Below are 14901 nucleotides of genomic sequence, written 5' to 3'. Positions count from 1 at the left end.
GTGCGGCCTAGGCCAGCCGCACGCGCGGGTCGATGAAGGCGTACGCGGCGTCGACGACGATGTTGCAGAGCAGGATCATGGTGGCGGAGAACAGCATCACACCCAGCAGCAGCGGCAGATCGCTGAAGAACACCGACTCCACCGCCAGTCGGCCGAGACCCGGAAGTCCGAAGGTGTACTCCGTGATGATGGCACCGCCGAGCAGCGATCCGAGGTCGATGCCGAAGATGGTGACGATGGGGATCAGCGAGCCGCGCCAGGCGTAGCGGAAGAAGACGTACCGGCGGGTCATGCCCTTGGCGCGGGCGGTGCGGACGTGCTCCTCCTGGAGTTGCTCGATCATCGACGAGCGCGCCATACGGGTGTACTGCGAGGCGAAGATCGTGGAGAGCACCACCCAGGGCAGGATCAGGCCGGTGAACCAGGCCGCCGGGTCGGCGGTGAAGTCGTTGTAGGCGGGTTTGTCGAAGAGGTGCGTCTGGTAGACGAGGACGGCCAGGGCCAGCGGGCCGAGGAAGTAGATCTGCATCGAGCTGATCACCATGGCGCCGGCCGTGAAGCTCTTGTCGACGACCGTGCCCCGCTTCCAGGCGGCGACCAGGCCGGTGCCCAGGCCGATGACCAGGAAGAAGACGGCCCCGCCGAGGGTGAGCGAGACGGTGGTGGGCAGGCGGTCCATCAGGGTGCCCCAGACCTGTTCGTTGGAGTGGTACGAGTACCCGAAACAGGGGGCGGGGCACGGCCCTTGGGCGAACTCGTCGCTGCCCGTCACCAGGTTGTGCAGGAAGATCCAGTACTGCTCGGGGACCGGCTTGTCGAGGCCGAGCACATGGTGCAGGTTCTCGAGGTTGGCCGGTGTGCATGTCTTGCCGCACATCAGGAGCGCCGGGTCACGCGGCATCCCGAAGAACAGCAGGAACGCGACGATGCTCAGCAGGAAGAGGATGACGACGGCGCCGAGGGACCGGCGGACGAGGAAGCGCAGCATGGCAGAGGCAGCTCTCAGCGGGCCGGAGGGCATCCGGCGCGCACCGTCGGGGGCGCACCGGATGCCGGGCGGGCGGGGTTACTTGACGTACAGGCGGCGCGGGTCGACGCCGCCGATGACGTCGTCGTAGGCGACGCCGCCGACCTTGGATCCGGCGACCTGGACCTGCTTGTAGTAGGCGGTCGGGACGATGTTGACGACGTCCTTCACGATGTACTTGTCGAGCTTCTCCCACTCGGTGGCGGCCTTGGCCGGGTCGGCGATCCGGCTGATGCGGTCGATCTCGCTGTTGATCTTGGGGTCGTTGACCTGCGAGTAGTTCTGCGCGCCCTCGGCGATCACCCGGCCGTCGTACAGCGGCGGGATCACGGTCGAGGCGGACGGCCAGTCGGCGGCCCAGGAGGTGTGGAAGATGTCGTAGTTGTTGTTGAGCTTGCTGACCTGGTCGAAGTACGTCTCGGCCGGGATCTCCTGGCGCTGGACGTCGAAGCCGGCCTTCTCCAGGCCCGCCGCCATGGCGGTCGAGTACGCCTGGCCCTCCTGCGAGTTCGAGTAGCCGAAGGTCAGCTTCGTGCCGACCTTGCCGGCTTCCTGAAGGAGCTTCTTGGCCTTGGCCGGGTCACCCGCGGGGTTCTTCTTCTTGCCCCACGGGTCGAAGGAGGGGTCGTAGCCGCTCACGGTCGGGCTGATGATGCCGCCCGCGACCTCCATCGCGGCGCTGCCGCCGTAGGCCCGCACGAACGGCGAGACCGGCAGGGCGTAGGCGATGGCCTGGCGGACCTTCTTGTCCTGCATCGGCTTGTGACTGAGGTTGATGTTGATCTGGCCGACGAACGGCTGGTAGCCGATGACCGTGCGGGACTTCATCTTCGGGTCGTTCAGGACCTTCGACAGGTTGCCCGCGTCGACCGAGTTCTGCCAGCTGACGGCGGTCCGATCGGTTCCGCCGTCAGCGATCAGGGCCTTGGTGGAGTCCTCGTACTGCTGGTTGAAGGTGATGTTGAACCTGTCGACGTACTGGTGGCGGATCGGGTCGGTCGCCGGGTCCCAGTTGGTGTTCCTCACCAGCACCATCGACTTGCCGGACTTGAAGGACTGGATCTTGTACGGCCCGGACACCACCGGGGCCTTGTCGTACTTCTCCTTGGTGTCGCCCTTCTGGGAGACGACCGCGTAACCCGCCATGGCCAGCGCGTACGGCAGGTCGGGGTGCGGCTCCTTGAACTTGAAGACGACGGTTTTCGCGTCCGGCGTCTGCAGAACGCTGTCCGGCAGGTGCTTGCCCTTGAACGGGCCGTCGGGCAGCAGCTTGCGGTAGTCGGAGCCCGGGGTGTCGGCCAGCCACTGCTGGAGGTACGGCGGGCCCTGGTTGATGAAGGGGGCGAAGAGCCGCTCGACGGAGTGCCGGATGTCCGCGGAGGTGATCGCGGAGCCGTCCTGGAACTTGATGCCGTCCTTGAGTGTGTACTTCCAGGTCCTGCCGCCGTCCGTGGTGGTGCCGGCGTCGGTGGCGAGGTCGCCGACGACCTCGTGCTTGCTGCCGTCGTTGCTGGTCGCCTTGTAGCCGGTCAATCCTCGGTGCAGTAGCAGGGCGACCTGCATCTCGTTGAACACATAGATCTGGGCCGGGTCGAGGTGGGCGTAACTGTCGCGGGCGGGCACCGAGATGGTGCCGCCGGACTTGGCGCCCGGGACCTCGGCGGCGGGGCCCTTGGAGGCGGCGGCGTCACCGAACTTGATCAACGCCTTCTGCCGCTCGGCGTTCTCCTGCTGCTCCTTGTCGTTGCCGCCGCCCTTGCTGCCGCCCGAGCTGCACCCGGTCAGCACGAGTGCCGCGGCCGCGAGCACTGAGACCACGGCGTGTACGTGGCGTCCGCTCCTGCTCATCACTCGGTTTCCACCCATCTGTCGTCACCAGTGCGAAGGAACCCAGACCTCGTAGGTCAGCTGGTCAGCCGGTCAGCGTGGTCAGCGCGCCGTCTTGGGGTCGAAGGCGTCCCTGACGGAGTCCCCGAGCAGGTTGAACGCCACGATGAAGACGATCATCGAGATGCCGGGGAAGAACATGTACGTGATGTCGTTCTGCATCACGAGCTCGGTGGACGCCTTGGCGAACATCTGCCCCCAGTCCGGCGTCGGTTCGACGATGCCCACACCGAGGAAGGACAGACCGGCCTCGGCGGTCACGAAGTTGGGGAGCATGTAGGTGCCCTGCACGAGGATCGGCGTGACCACGTTCGGCAGGATCTCCTTGCGGATGATCCGCCCCGGCGGGGCCCCGCTGACCTTGGCCGCCTCGATGAACTCCCGTTCTCTCAGGGCGAGTGTGGTGCCTCTGAGGACCCGTCCGAGACTCATCCAGCCGAGGAACCACTGCACGAGGATGAGGGCGACGACCCGGACGTAGACCGGGGTCTCGTCGCGCGGGCTGACGAAGAGTGAGACGACCACCGGCATGCTGGCGATGAAGAACAGCTGGGCCGGGAAGGCGAGCAGGAAGTCGATGACCCGGCTGATCCAGTAGTCGGCCCTGCCGCCGAGGTAGCCGGCCGTGACGCCGAGGACGATCCCGGTGAGGACCGTCGCGAGCGTGACGGCGACGGAGATCATCAGCGAGGTGCGGATGCCGTAGAGGAGTTTGGTGAAGACGTCGTAGCCGTTGCCGGGTTCGAGGCCGAACCAGAACTCGCCGCTGATGCCGCCGTTCGGCTGCAGGGGGACGCCCGCGCTGTCGAAGAGTTCGGGGCGCTCGTCGGCGTAGACCGTGTACGGGTCCTTGCCGTACAGCTTGGAGATGACCGGGGCCGATAACCCGATCAGGAAGAAGAACAGGACGACGTAGGCCGAGATCACGCCGGTGCGGTCGCGTTTGAAGCGGATCCACATCAGCTGGCCGGGTGACCGGCCGACAAGTTGCCCGGCCTCTAACTTCACCTCGGCATCTGGAGGACTATCGACTGCACTTGTCACAGTTCGTCCGTTCCTCAGGGCGAGCGTTGCCGCTAACTATCTGCCCTGAGCCAACTACCGACCACTGCCTTTGGATCTCAATTCAGTCACGGCTCATGGAAAAGCCCGGGTCCTCCCGGAGGGGGGAACCCGGGCTCAACTACCCGATGATCAGCCGTGCTTGGCGCGGCTCGCGGCGCGGGCGCGCTCGCGGGCGTCCAGGTTCACCTTGCGGATGCGGACGGCCTCCGGGGTGACCTCGACGCACTCGTCGTCGCGGCAGAACTCCAGGGACTGCTCCAGGGAGAGCTTGCGCGGCGGGACGATCGCCTCGAACGAGTCGGCCGAGGACGACCGCATGTTCGTGAGCTTCTTCTCCTTGGTGATGTTGACGTCCATGTCGTCGGAGCGCGAGTTCTCGCCGACGATCATGCCCTCGTACACCTCGGTGCCGGGATCGACGAACAGCACACCGCGCTCCTGGAGGTTCGTCATCGCGAACGCGGTGACGGCACCGGCGCGGTCGGCGACCAGCGAGCCGTTGTTGCGGGTCTGCAGGGCGCCGAACCAGGGCTCGTGGCCCTCGTGGATGGAGTGGCCGATGCCCGTACCGCGCGTCTGCGTCAGGAACTCGGTCCGGAAGCCGATGAGACCGCGGGAGGGCACCACGAACTCCATGCGGACCCAGCCGGAGCCGTGGTTCGACATGTTGTCCATCCGGCCCTTGCGGACGCCCATGAGCTGCGTGACCGCGCCCATGTGCTCCTCGGGCACGTCGATCGTCATGCGCTCGACCGGCTCGTAGACCTTGCCGTCGACGTCCTTGGTGACGACCTGCGGCTTGCCGATGGTCAGCTCGAAGCCCTCGCGGCGCATCTGCTCGACCAGGATGGCGAGCGCGAGCTCACCGCGGCCCTGGACCTCCCAGGCGTCCGGACGCTCGGTGTCGAGCACGCGCAGGGAGACGTTACCGATCAGCTCGCGGTCGAGGCGGTCCTTGACCTGACGGGCGGTCACCTTGCGGTCCTTGACCGCGGCCTTGTTGTCGGCTCCCTTGCCGGTACCGCCACGGCCGACCAGCGGCGAGGTGTTCGTACCGATGGTCATGGAGATCGCCGGCTCGTCGACCGTGATCAGCGGCAGCGGGATCGGGTTCTCGGGGTCGGCGAGGGTCTCGCCGATCATGATGTCCGAGATGCCGGCGACGGCACAGATGTCACCCGGGCCGGCCTTCTCGGCGGGCTTGCGGGTGAGCGCCTCGGTCATCAGCAGCTCGGTGATGCGCACGCTGGACATGGTGCCGTCGCGCTTGATCCACGTGACGGTCTGGCCCTTGCGCAGCTCGCCCTGCTCGACGCGCAGCAGCGCGATACGGCCGAGGAAGTTGTCCGCGTCCAGGTTGGTGACGTGCGCCTGGAGCGGGGCCTCCTCGTCGTATTCCGGAGCCGGGACGTGCGACAGGATCGTGGAGAAGAACGGCTCCAGGCTGTCGCTGTCCTGCGGGACCGTGCCGTTCTCGGGCTTGGTCAGCGAGGCGACACCGTCACGCGCACACGCGTAGACGATCGGGAACTCGATCTGGTCCTCGTCGGCGTCGAGGTCGAGGAAGAGGTCGTAGGCCTCGTTCACGACCTCGTCGATGCGCGAGTCGGGGCGGTCCGTCTTGTTGATGCACAGGATGACGGGCAGGCGGGCCTGGAGCGCCTTGCGCAGCACGAAGCGGGTCTGCGGCAGCGGGCCCTCGGAGGCGTCCACCAGCAGGACCACCGCGTCCACCATCGACAGACCACGCTCGACCTCGCCACCGAAGTCGGCGTGGCCCGGGGTGTCGATGATGTTGATGGTGATGACGTCGCCGCCATCCTTGGGGTGGTACTTCACGGCCGTGTTCTTGGCCAGGATCGTGATGCCCTTTTCACGCTCCAGGTCGTTCGAGTCCATCATGCGGTCGTCGAGCGACTCGGCGGCGTGCGCTGCGAAGGCACCGGCCTGCTTCAGCATGGCGTCGACAAGAGTCGTCTTGCCGTGGTCGACGTGGGCGACGATAGCGACGTTGCGGATGTCGTGGCGCGTGGCCATATTGCGGCGTTCTCCCGGAGTGTGAGGATGGCCTGCGCGTATGTCTGAGTTACGCGGGCCCTGCCGGGCTTGACACGCCACGGCCTCACCCCATGGTACGTGGCCGCTGCCACTGGGGCTCGCCGGGATAGGTCGGTGCAGGTGGGGAGGGCTTTTGTCCCGCCCCCGCCGCCCCTACCCGTCCCATCCCGGAGGCTACCGCCCCCGGGCCCCCGCTTCGGCCCTGAACGGGCCTCGTCCTCAAACGCCGGACGGGCTGAAAAGTCAGCCCGCCCGGCGTTGGAGGAGTGGGGGTCAAGGGGGGCGAGGTACTCAGCGTTCCGACGCCGACGGCGACGGCCGCGCGCCCTTCTTCAGGAAGCCCATGTCCTCGTAGACCGGTGTCCGGAAGCCGAAGGCGCCCGCGTTGGCGACGTTCCTCTTGGCCGCTGTCAGCTGGGGGCGCTGGTACAGCGGGATCGAGCCGGCCGCGGCCCAGATACGGGAGTCGGGCTTGCGGATCAGGGAGCGGGCCTGGGACTCGTCCAGCGTGGCGATCGCCTGGTCGAAGAGCTGGTCGACCTGGTCGGTGCCGACCCGCGTGTAGTTCTGCTCGACGTTCAGGGAGCCGTCGGCGGCCGGCACCGGCTTGGCGTAGATGGGCCGGGCGTCGGTGGCGGGGTAGGCGGAGGCGGGCCACGAGTACAGGGCGAGGTCGTACTGGCCGGACGCGATGTGGTCCTTGAAGTAGCTCTCGTCCGCGACCTTGGTGATCTCGGTCCGGATGCCGACCCGCTCCAGCATGAGGCTGATCCGGTCCGCCACCGTGCGCAACGTCTGGGAGCCCTCCCCCGACGGCACCACGAAGCGCAGCGTCAGCGGCTTGCCGTTCTTCGCCAGCGGCAGGACCGCCGCGCCCGCCGGAGCGGCGGTGCCCTGCGGGGCGTACGCGCCGGGCGCCCCGCCCTGCTGCAGCTGCTTGCTGCCGTACTGCTTGCCGTCCTGGGCGAGGTGCTCCCCGTCACGGCCCTCGCCGCCGCCCGCCTTGTTGTCCTCCCCGACGATGTACGTCCCGTCGTCCCCGCCCTCCGAGTCCGAGTCCGACTTCGACTCCGAGTCCGACTTCTTGTCGGCCTTCTCGCCCTTGTCGGCCTTCTCGCTCTTCTCGCTCCGGTCGCTCTTCTCGCCCTTCTCGGCCTTCTCGGCCTTCTCGCCCTTCCCTGCCTTCTCCCCCTCCGCCCCAGCCGCTTTCTCGCCCTTCTTCTCCTTGATCGGTCCGCCCTGCACCCACCCCGCGTCCGCCAGCAGCGCCTGTGCCTCCGCCGTGTCCTGGCCGCCGATCGCGCCGCTGTTGTCGGCGTACGCGGCCTGGCCGGAGAGCGCGAGGTGGCTGCCGACCGGCTCGGTCGGCAGGCCGAGCGGGGCGAGGACCAGCTTGGCCAGCTCCTTGCGGTCGAGCGCGCGTGCCACGGCCCGCCGCACCCGCTCGTCGGCAAGCGGGCCGTCGGTGCCGTTGAGGGCGAGCTGGGTGTACGTCGGCTCCAGGGACTTGCGTACCTCGAAGCCCTGGAACGCCACCTGCTGCCGGCGCTCCTTGGTGGTCGTCCTGTTGCTCCGGTCCGGGCCCATCAGCGCCGTACCGGTGGCGCTGGCGGTCGCACCCCGGGGAGGCGAGGCGAGCGCGATGCGCCGGGCCGCGGCGGGGTCGATCTCGGCCAGGTCGAGCTGTCCGGCGGCCAGCTGGGCGGCCCGCTCCTCGCGCGGCACGGCCCGCAGCACGATCTCGTTCAGCTTGGCCGGCTGCCCCCACCAGCGGGGGTTCCGGGCGAGCCGGACCTCGTCGTCCTTGCGGTCGATCTTCTTCACGGCGAACGGCCCGGCGCTGACCTTGAGCTTGCGCCGCGCCCCGTCGTTGAACGAGTCCGGCGTGCCCATGACCTCCTTCGGGTACAGCGGCGAGAAGAGCGAGCGCCAGTCCGCGTACGGCCGCCCGAAGGTGACCCGCACCTCCAGGTCGTTGTCACCGCGCTCGATCTTCTCGATGCGGTCGTAGCCGGCGTTGCGGGCGGTCCAGTAGGCGCTGTCCTTGCCGGACAGGGCCCGCCACTGGGCGGCGAAGTCGGCGGCGCCGATCTCTCGGCCGTCGCTCCAGACGGCCTGCTGGTTGAGCTTGTACAGGACGACCTGCTTGGGCTCGGTCTCGACGATCTTGGCGGACTCCAGATAGTCCGGATTGCGCTCCGGCCGCCCGCTCTCGTCGAGCCGGAACATCGACGGCAGGGTGGCCTGCGCGATCCGGGTCGTGGTCGCGTCGGCGTCCGACTGGAAGGTGTTCAGCGTCTCCGGTACGGCGTCCACGGCCCACCGCAGCGTGCCGCCGTCGGCGATCAGGGCCCGGGCGGCCGGCGCGATGTCCTGCCCGGCCAGCGGCTTTCCGGCCGGGTCCGGGTCGCTGCAGCCGGCGAGCACGGGCACCACGAGCACACCCGCGGAAAGGAAGGCCACCGAGCGCATGACCGCGCTGCGGCCTGGCCTGGGTCCGACGCCGTCGTAGGACATCTCTGGTACCTCCGTGGAGCGGCTCCCGCCGGTGACAATAAGTGCGCTCTGATCACATTTGGCGGTATTTTGGAGTTGATCAGATCTATGGGCCCCCACTGAAGAGGAAAGGGTTCGCCAGGCGGAGACGACACGGCGGCGCGGGCGCGCAAGGCCACCCGTGTGGAGCAACGCGTTCCCACACGGGTGGAGCAACGCGCCCGCGCACTTCCCCGGCTCCCCCGGCGTACACAGAGCGCATGCGGGCGCGCGTCGGAGGCGTGCAATCCGCCAATCGCTGCACATCCCTTCACAGCGATAGGTGTGACGCGCAACACTCGCAGGCGCATGAACGTTGCCACCCAGGGCCGAAGGGCCCACGGAAGTGAGGTCACGTCATGTCCGTGCAAGACGACCTGACAACTGTCCAGCGCTGCCTCGACGACCTGGCCCGGTCCGTGGGCCGGCTGGAGAAGCAGCTGGGCACCGGCGGGCTGGAGATGCGGCGCGTCCGCACCGACGCCAACCATCTGCGCGAGAGTGTCGCGCTGCTGCGGGACGCGGCCGCGACCCCCAGCACGCAGCGCAAGCCGGAGCTCGTCACCATCCCCGACACGCCGTACGACGACTCTCTGTGGATCGACACCGATGACGAGGGTCTCGGCGCCCGGGACCGCCGCGCCCCCTGATCCCTCCCCCTGACCCGACCGGAGTCATCCATTGGCCACTGGTACGGAACCCCATCTGAACAGCGGCGGCGTACGAACGGGTACGCGCGCCGCAATCACCGCCCCGCACCTGCGGACCGACCGCTGGTGGCTGGCCCCCGCCGCCACCGCGGCCGGTCTGCTGGCGTTCATCGTGTACTCGACCTGGCGGGCCTTCGCAGGCGCGGACTACTACGCGGCGCCGTACGTCTCCCCGTTCTACTCGCCCTGTCTGGCGGAGAACTGCCAGACCATGCGCGCCGGGCCGAACTGGGACCTGTTCGGGAGCTGGTGGGGCATCTCCCCCGCGATCATCATCCTGATCTTCCCGCTCGGCTTCCGCCTGACCTGCTACTACTACCGCAAGGCCTACTACCGCGGCTTCTGGATGTCGCCCCCGGCCTGCGCGGTGGCGGAGCCGCACAAGAAGTACTCCGGTGAGACCCGCTTCCCGCTGATCCTGCAGAACATCCACCGGTACTTCTTCTACGCCGCGATCCCGGTCGCCGGGATCCTGACGTACGACACGGTGCTCGCCTTCCGCGACGAGCACTACGCGTGGGGCCACATGGGCCTCGGCACCCTCGTCTTCCTGCTCAACATCGTGCTGATCTGGGCGTACACCCTCTCCTGTCACTCCTGCCGGCACATCGTCGGCGGCAAGCTCAAGCACTTCTCCAAACACCCCGTGCGCTATCGCATGTGGCAGTGGATCGGGAAGCTCAACGCCCGCCACATGCAGCTGGCGTGGGCGTCACTGGTGAGCGTGGCGCTCGCCGACTTCTACGTCTATCTCGTCGCGTCCGGGGTCTTCGACGATCCGCGCTTCTTCTAGATTGGGTGGGGACTGAACAGATGTCCGTGGTCGAACGGCAGGAGTGGGACGTCGTCGTGGTCGGCGCCGGGGGCGCGGGCCTGCGTGCGGCGATCGAGGCGCGCGAGCGGGGCGCCCGTACGGCGGTGATCTGCAAGTCGCTGTTCGGCAAGGCGCACACCGTGATGGCCGAGGGCGGCATCGCGGCGGCCATGGCCAACGCCAACGAGCACGACAACTGGCAGGTCCACTTCCGCGACACCATGCGCGGCGGCAAGTTCCTCAACCAGTGGCGGATGGCCGAGCTGCACGCGCAGGAGGCGCCGGAGCGGGTGTGGGAGCTGGAGACCTGGGGCGCGCTCTTCGACCGTACGAAGGACGGCCGTATCTCGCAGCGCAACTTCGGCGGCCACGAGTACCCGCGCCTCGCGCACGTCGGCGACCGCACCGGCCTGGAGCTGATCCGCACGCTCCAGCAGAAGATCGTCTCGCTCCAGCAGCAGGACAAGAAGGAGACCGGCGACTACGAGTCCCGCCTGAAGATCTTCCAGGAGTGCACGGTCACCCGGATCCTGAAGGACGGGAGCCGGGTCTCCGGGGTCTTCGCCTACGAGCGGGAGACCGGCCGCTTCTTCGTCCTGGACGCCCCCGCCGTGGTGGTCGCGACGGGCGGCATCGGCAAGTCCTTCAAGGTGACGTCGAACTCCTGGGAGTACACCGGCGACGGGCACGCGCTGGCGCTGCTCGCGGGCGCTCCCCTGCTCAACATGGAGTTCGTGCAGTTCCATCCGACGGGCATGGTCTGGCCGCCGTCGGTGAAGGGCATCCTGGTCACGGAGTCGGTGCGCGGCGACGGAGGGGTGCTGCGCAACTCCGAGGGCAAGCGGTTCATGTTCGACTACATCCCCGACGTCTTCAAGGAGAAGTACGCCCAGTCGGAGGAGGAGGGCGACCGCTGGTACGAGGACCCGGACAACAACCGGCGGCCACCCGAGCTGCTCCCCCGTGACGAGGTGGCCAGGGCCATCAACTCCGAGGTGAAGGCGGGCCGTGGCTCCCCGCACGGCGGGGTCTTCCTGGACGTGTCCACCCGGATGCCGGCGGAGGTCATCCGGCGCCGGCTGCCCTCCATGTACCACCAGTTCAAGGAGCTGGCGGACGTGGACATCACGGCGGAGGCGATGGAGGTCGGGCCGACCTGTCACTACGTCATGGGCGGCATCGCGGTCGAGTCGGACACGGCGGCGGCACGCGGCGTGCCGGGCCTGTACGCGGCCGGCGAGGTCGCGGGCGGCATGCACGGCTCGAACCGGCTGGGCGGCAACTCACTCTCCGACCTCCTGGTCTTCGGCCGCCGGGCGGGCTGGCACGCCGCCGAGTACGCGGCCGCGCAGGCCTTCGAACGCCCCGAGATCAGCGACCTGCAGATCGACACGGCGGCCGCGGAGGCGCTGCGCCCCTTCTCGGCCGAGGGTCCGACGGCGGGTGCGGACGACGGACGTCCGCCGGAGAACCCGTACACCCTCCACCAGGAACTCCAGCAGACCATGAACGACCTCGTCGGCATCATCCGCCGCGAGGCCGAGATGGAGCAGGCCCTGGAGAAGCTGGCGGACCTGCGCGAACGCGCCCGCCGGGCGGGAGTCGAAGGCCACCGTCAGTTCAACCCGGGCTGGCATCTGGCACTCGACCTGCGCAACATGCTGCTGGTCAGCGAGTGCGTGGCGCGGGCGGCACTGGAGCGCACGGAGTCGCGGGGCGGCCACACCCGTGAGGACCACCCGACGATGGACCGCAAGTGGCGCAACATCAACCTGCTGTGCCGGCTCACCGACCCGACGGGCGGTCTGGCGGCCACGGACCCGGAACGCGGCCAGATCGCCCTGCTACGCGAGACCACCGACCCCGTCCGCCAGGACCTGCTCGCTCTCTTCGACAAGGAGGAGCTGGTCAAGTACCTCGCCGAAGAGGAGCTCTACCAGTGAGCAGCTACGAGGCCCGCTTCAAGGTGTGGCGGGGCGATGTGCAGGGCGGCGGCCTGAAGGACTTCGAGGTCGAGGTGAACGACGGCGAGGTGGTCCTGGACATCATCCACCGCCTCCAGGCCACCCAGGCCCCCGACCTGGCCGTCCGCTGGAACTGCAAGGCGGGCAAGTGCGGTTCGTGTTCCGCGGAGATCAACGGGCGGCCGCGGCTGATGTGCATGACGCGGATGTCGGTGTTCACCCGGGAGGAGACCATCACCGTCACGCCGCTGCGCGCCTTCCCCGTCGTACGGGACCTGGTCACGGACGTCGGATTCAACTACACGAAGGCGCGCGAGGTGCCGGCCTTCGTGCCGCCGGAGGGCCTGGCCCCGGGCGAGTACCGCATGATGCAGGAGGATGTGGACCGCTCGCAGGAGTTCCGCAAGTGCATCGAGTGCTTCCTGTGCCAGGACACCTGCCATGTCGTCCGCGACCACGAGGAGAACAAGCCGGCGTTCGCGGGCCCGCGCTTCCTGATGCGCGTCGCGGAACTGGACATGCACCCGCTGGACGCGGCCACGGAGACGGGCCTGGACCGCAAGCGCACGGCCCAGGACGAGCACGGTCTCGGCTACTGCAACATCACCAAGTGCTGCACCGAGGTCTGCCCCGAGGGCATCAAGATCACGGACAATGCGCTGATCCCCTTGAAGGAACGGGCCGTCGACCGCAAGTACGACCCGTTGGTGTGGCTGGGGTCGAAGATCAGGAGGAGGTCTTCCTAGCCGGCTTCAGGGCCAGCCGCTTCACGTACAGCCCCGCGGCGAACACGGCCATGCCGCTCATCGCGACCGTGAAGTCGCCCATGTCCGGCCCTTCGAGCGGGCCGAAGAACAGATACGTCCCGATCCCGGCCATGGCGGCCAGGGTGCCGTATCCCCACACCCGGGGCCGGAGCACCTTGGCGCGCCCACCGCCCGGCAGCATCCAGCCGGTGGTGATCGCGGCCGCGGCGAGAACCGTTCCGGTTGTCACGACCAGTATCGCCAGGACCATCAGAATCTCGTGCACACCGGTCATCCTCGCACCAGTCCCCTCACCGCCCCGCTGCCGTCCCCCGCTCGCGCGGTCGCATTCCTGCTCATACGCTCCGAAATGTGACGTCATCCTTGATCCGGGGCCGGCCTCGGCGCGGCACCTCGCAGATATCCGTGCGGGTGGCGCTTGCTTTGGTGGGTGGGCTGGTCGGGGTGGCGTGGCTGGTGCTGCCCGGGATGCCGATCAGGGGTGAGGGGCCGGTCGCGGGTGGCGCGGAGCGGCCGGTGGCCGGTGCGGTGGCCCAGGGGGAGGTCGGGGAGACGTCCGCCGCCGAACTCCTGCTGCCGATGCTGGCCGTGGTCGCGGTGACGGTGGTCGCGGGGTACGGGTTCTTCCGGCGGAGACGGCGGGCACGGAACCGTACGACTCCCGGCGGGGCGCCGGTGCGGGCCGCGGAGCCGGCCCTCGCCGAACTCGACGAGCGGGCAGGGGCCCTGCTGGTCACGGCCGATGACTCGGTGCGGGTCAGCCGGGAGGAGCTGGGGTTCGTCGAGGAGCGGGGCGAGGTGGGGGGCGAGGTGGTCGACGTCGAGCCCTTCGCGCGGGCGCTGCGGGACGCGGAGGGCGAGCTGGCCATCGCGTTTCGGATGCGGTGGCAGTACGAGGGCGGGGTTCCGCAGGAGGGCGCGGCTCGGCGGCATGCGCTGGCGGGGATCGTCGGGCGGTGTGCGGAGGCGGGGCGGCTGCTGGATGCGCAGGCCGCCGGGTTCGACCAGGTGCGGGGGTTGGAGGAGGGCTTGGGCGGCGGGCTGGGTCATGCCCTGGTCGTCGCGGAGGCCCGGTTTCGGGAGCTGGCCGGGCGCGCCGGGGGCGCCGGCGCGGCCCTCGGCGAGTTCGGCGAGGGGTACGCCCCGTCCGCCTTCGCCGCCGTCGCGGGCCATGCCGAGCAGGCCAAGGACCGGCTGGTGTTCGCCACCGGGCGTCTCAACCATGCCCGCCAGCGCGCCGACTTGGGCGACAGCGAGCGGGCCGCGGGGCAGTTGCGTGCCGCCGAGGGGGCCGTCGCCCAGGCCGCCGTCTTCATCGACGGCATCGAACGGCTCGCCGGGGAGCTCGCGACGGCCGCGGCGATGGTTCCGGCCGCGCTGACCGGCGGGGAGGCGGAGATCGCCGGAGCTCGGGAGTCGCTGAGGGAGGCGGAGGGGCTGCGGAAGGAGGCGGAGGGCCCGGCAGACGCCTTCGCGGATGTCCCTCCCGGCGAGCTGCGTGCCCGCGCCTCACACGCCGACCTCGTCCTGGCCCTCGCACGGGAAGAGCTGATCTCTGGGCCGTACGACCCCCTCGACCTGCTGCGGCGGATCGTGCGGGGCGTCCAGCCCGTCGCCGCGGGGCGGGCCGGGGTGATCGCGGCCGCGGCTCTGGTCTGCGCGCGCAGTGCCGTCGACGCCGCGGACGATGTCGTCGCGACGCACCGGGCCGCGGTGGGCAGTGAGGCGCGCACCCGGCTGGCGGAGGCGCGGCGACTGCTCACCCGGCCGGCCTCCACGCCGGGCGCCCTGGGGCCGCGTCAGGACCTGGCCGACCTCCTCACGGCCGACACCCTGGCCCAGCAGGCCCGCGAGCTGGCCGAACAGGACATACGCGTATACGGCCACCCGATCGACGGCCCCGCCGCGGACGCGGGCGGCCTCACCGGAGCCGTCCTCGGCGGCATCCTGCTGGCGGGCGAGCCGAACGGCGGCCCGCCGGCGAGCTTCGGCGGCCCCCACACACGGGGCCGACGCGGCGACACACCCAGCGCGTGAGCCCACTCAGAACCGGCTCAGCGACGCCGACCCCGCC

At 69.3% G+C, this 14901-nt stretch carries 11 protein-coding genes; 5 read left to right on the top strand and 6 right to left on the bottom strand.

Annotated features, from left to right (window positions below; genetic code table 11):
• Window positions 1-7: 7 nt before the first annotated feature.
• The 5 genes from AB5J49_RS30955 to AB5J49_RS30935 all read right to left on the bottom strand — a co-directional run bounded on the left by AB5J49_RS30955 (window position 8) and on the right by AB5J49_RS30935 (window position 8554).
• Window positions 8-988 (bottom strand): ABC transporter permease, encoded by a 981-nt coding sequence (locus AB5J49_RS30955; protein WP_369172158.1) that lies wholly within the window; start codon window positions 986-988, stop codon window positions 8-10.
• A 78-nt stretch (window positions 989-1066) separates the two neighbouring features.
• Entirely contained in the window at window positions 1067-2875 is a 1809-nt protein-coding gene (locus AB5J49_RS30950; protein ID WP_369172157.1) for an ABC transporter substrate-binding protein, read from the bottom strand.
• 81 nt (window positions 2876-2956) lie between these two features.
• Window positions 2957-3958 (bottom strand): ABC transporter permease, encoded by a 1002-nt coding sequence (locus AB5J49_RS30945; protein WP_369172156.1) that lies wholly within the window; start codon window positions 3956-3958, stop codon window positions 2957-2959.
• 150 nt (window positions 3959-4108) lie between these two features.
• The gene (gene typA, locus AB5J49_RS30940; RefSeq protein WP_369172155.1) at window positions 4109-6016 is read right to left on the bottom strand and encodes a translational GTPase TypA; all 1908 of its coding nucleotides are present in this window, start codon (window positions 6014-6016) and stop codon (window positions 4109-4111) included.
• A gap of 312 nt (window positions 6017-6328) precedes the next feature.
• Window positions 6329-8554 carry an ABC transporter family substrate-binding protein gene (locus AB5J49_RS30935; RefSeq protein WP_369172154.1) on the bottom strand — a complete coding sequence of 742 codons (2226 nt, stop codon included), beginning with the start codon at window positions 8552-8554 and terminating at the stop codon, window positions 6329-6331.
• A gap of 377 nt (window positions 8555-8931) precedes the next feature.
• Here AB5J49_RS30935 and AB5J49_RS30930 point away from each other — a divergent pair, with 377 nt between their 5' ends.
• The 4 genes from AB5J49_RS30930 to AB5J49_RS30915 are packed head-to-tail and all read left to right on the top strand — an operon-like array spanning window position 8932 to window position 12806.
• Entirely contained in the window at window positions 8932-9222 is a 291-nt protein-coding gene (locus AB5J49_RS30930) for a hypothetical protein (protein ID WP_369172153.1), read from the top strand.
• Window positions 9223-9253: 31 nt separating this feature from the next.
• The gene (locus AB5J49_RS30925) at window positions 9254-10075 is read left to right on the top strand and encodes a hypothetical protein (protein WP_369172152.1); all 822 of its coding nucleotides are present in this window, start codon (window positions 9254-9256) and stop codon (window positions 10073-10075) included.
• A 20-nt stretch (window positions 10076-10095) separates the two neighbouring features.
• The gene (locus AB5J49_RS30920; RefSeq protein WP_369175325.1) at window positions 10096-12039 is read left to right on the top strand and encodes a fumarate reductase/succinate dehydrogenase flavoprotein subunit; all 1944 of its coding nucleotides are present in this window, start codon (window positions 10096-10098) and stop codon (window positions 12037-12039) included.
• A complete protein-coding gene (locus AB5J49_RS30915) occupies window positions 12036-12806 on the top strand; it encodes a succinate dehydrogenase/fumarate reductase iron-sulfur subunit (RefSeq protein WP_369172151.1) in 771 nt (256 codons plus the stop codon). The genes AB5J49_RS30920 and AB5J49_RS30915 overlap by 4 nt, the downstream gene beginning before the upstream one ends.
• Here AB5J49_RS30915 and AB5J49_RS30910 read toward each other — a convergent pair.
• The gene (locus AB5J49_RS30910) at window positions 12787-13092 is read right to left on the bottom strand and encodes a hypothetical protein (protein ID WP_369172150.1); all 306 of its coding nucleotides are present in this window, start codon (window positions 13090-13092) and stop codon (window positions 12787-12789) included. The genes AB5J49_RS30915 and AB5J49_RS30910 overlap by 20 nt on opposite strands.
• Before the next feature lie 86 nt (window positions 13093-13178).
• On the opposite strand from AB5J49_RS30910, the gene AB5J49_RS30905 reads away from it, so the two are divergent.
• Entirely contained in the window at window positions 13179-14864 is a 1686-nt protein-coding gene (locus AB5J49_RS30905) for a hypothetical protein (RefSeq protein WP_369172149.1), read from the top strand.
• The last annotated feature ends 37 nt before the right edge of the window (window positions 14865-14901 follow it).

The organism is Streptomyces sp. R28 (assembly GCF_041052385.1).
Taxonomy (GTDB): Bacteria; Actinomycetota; Actinomycetes; order Streptomycetales; family Streptomycetaceae; genus Streptomyces.
Note: the sequence above shows the minus strand (reverse complement) of the source record. Positions and strands in the feature narration are given on the sequence as shown.

What these genes read in the sequence shown, in the direction of transcription:
- AB5J49_RS30955 (WP_369172158.1), bottom strand. Translation starts at nt 988, where the DNA reads ATGCTGCGCTTCCTCGTCCGCCGGTCCCTCGGCGCCGTCGTCATCCTC.
- AB5J49_RS30950 (WP_369172157.1), bottom strand. Translation starts at nt 2,875, where the DNA reads ATGAGCAGGAGCGGACGCCACGTACACGCCGTGGTCTCAGTGCTCGCG.
- typA (WP_369172155.1), bottom strand. Translation starts at nt 6,016, where the DNA reads ATGGCCACGCGCCACGACATCCGCAACGTCGCTATCGTCGCCCACGTC.
- AB5J49_RS30935 (WP_369172154.1), bottom strand. Translation starts at nt 8,554, where the DNA reads ATGTCCTACGACGGCGTCGGACCCAGGCCAGGCCGCAGCGCGGTCATG.
- AB5J49_RS30930 (WP_369172153.1), top strand. Translation starts at nt 8,932, where the DNA reads ATGTCCGTGCAAGACGACCTGACAACTGTCCAGCGCTGCCTCGACGAC.
- AB5J49_RS30920 (WP_369175325.1), top strand. Translation starts at nt 10,096, where the DNA reads ATGTCCGTGGTCGAACGGCAGGAGTGGGACGTCGTCGTGGTCGGCGCC.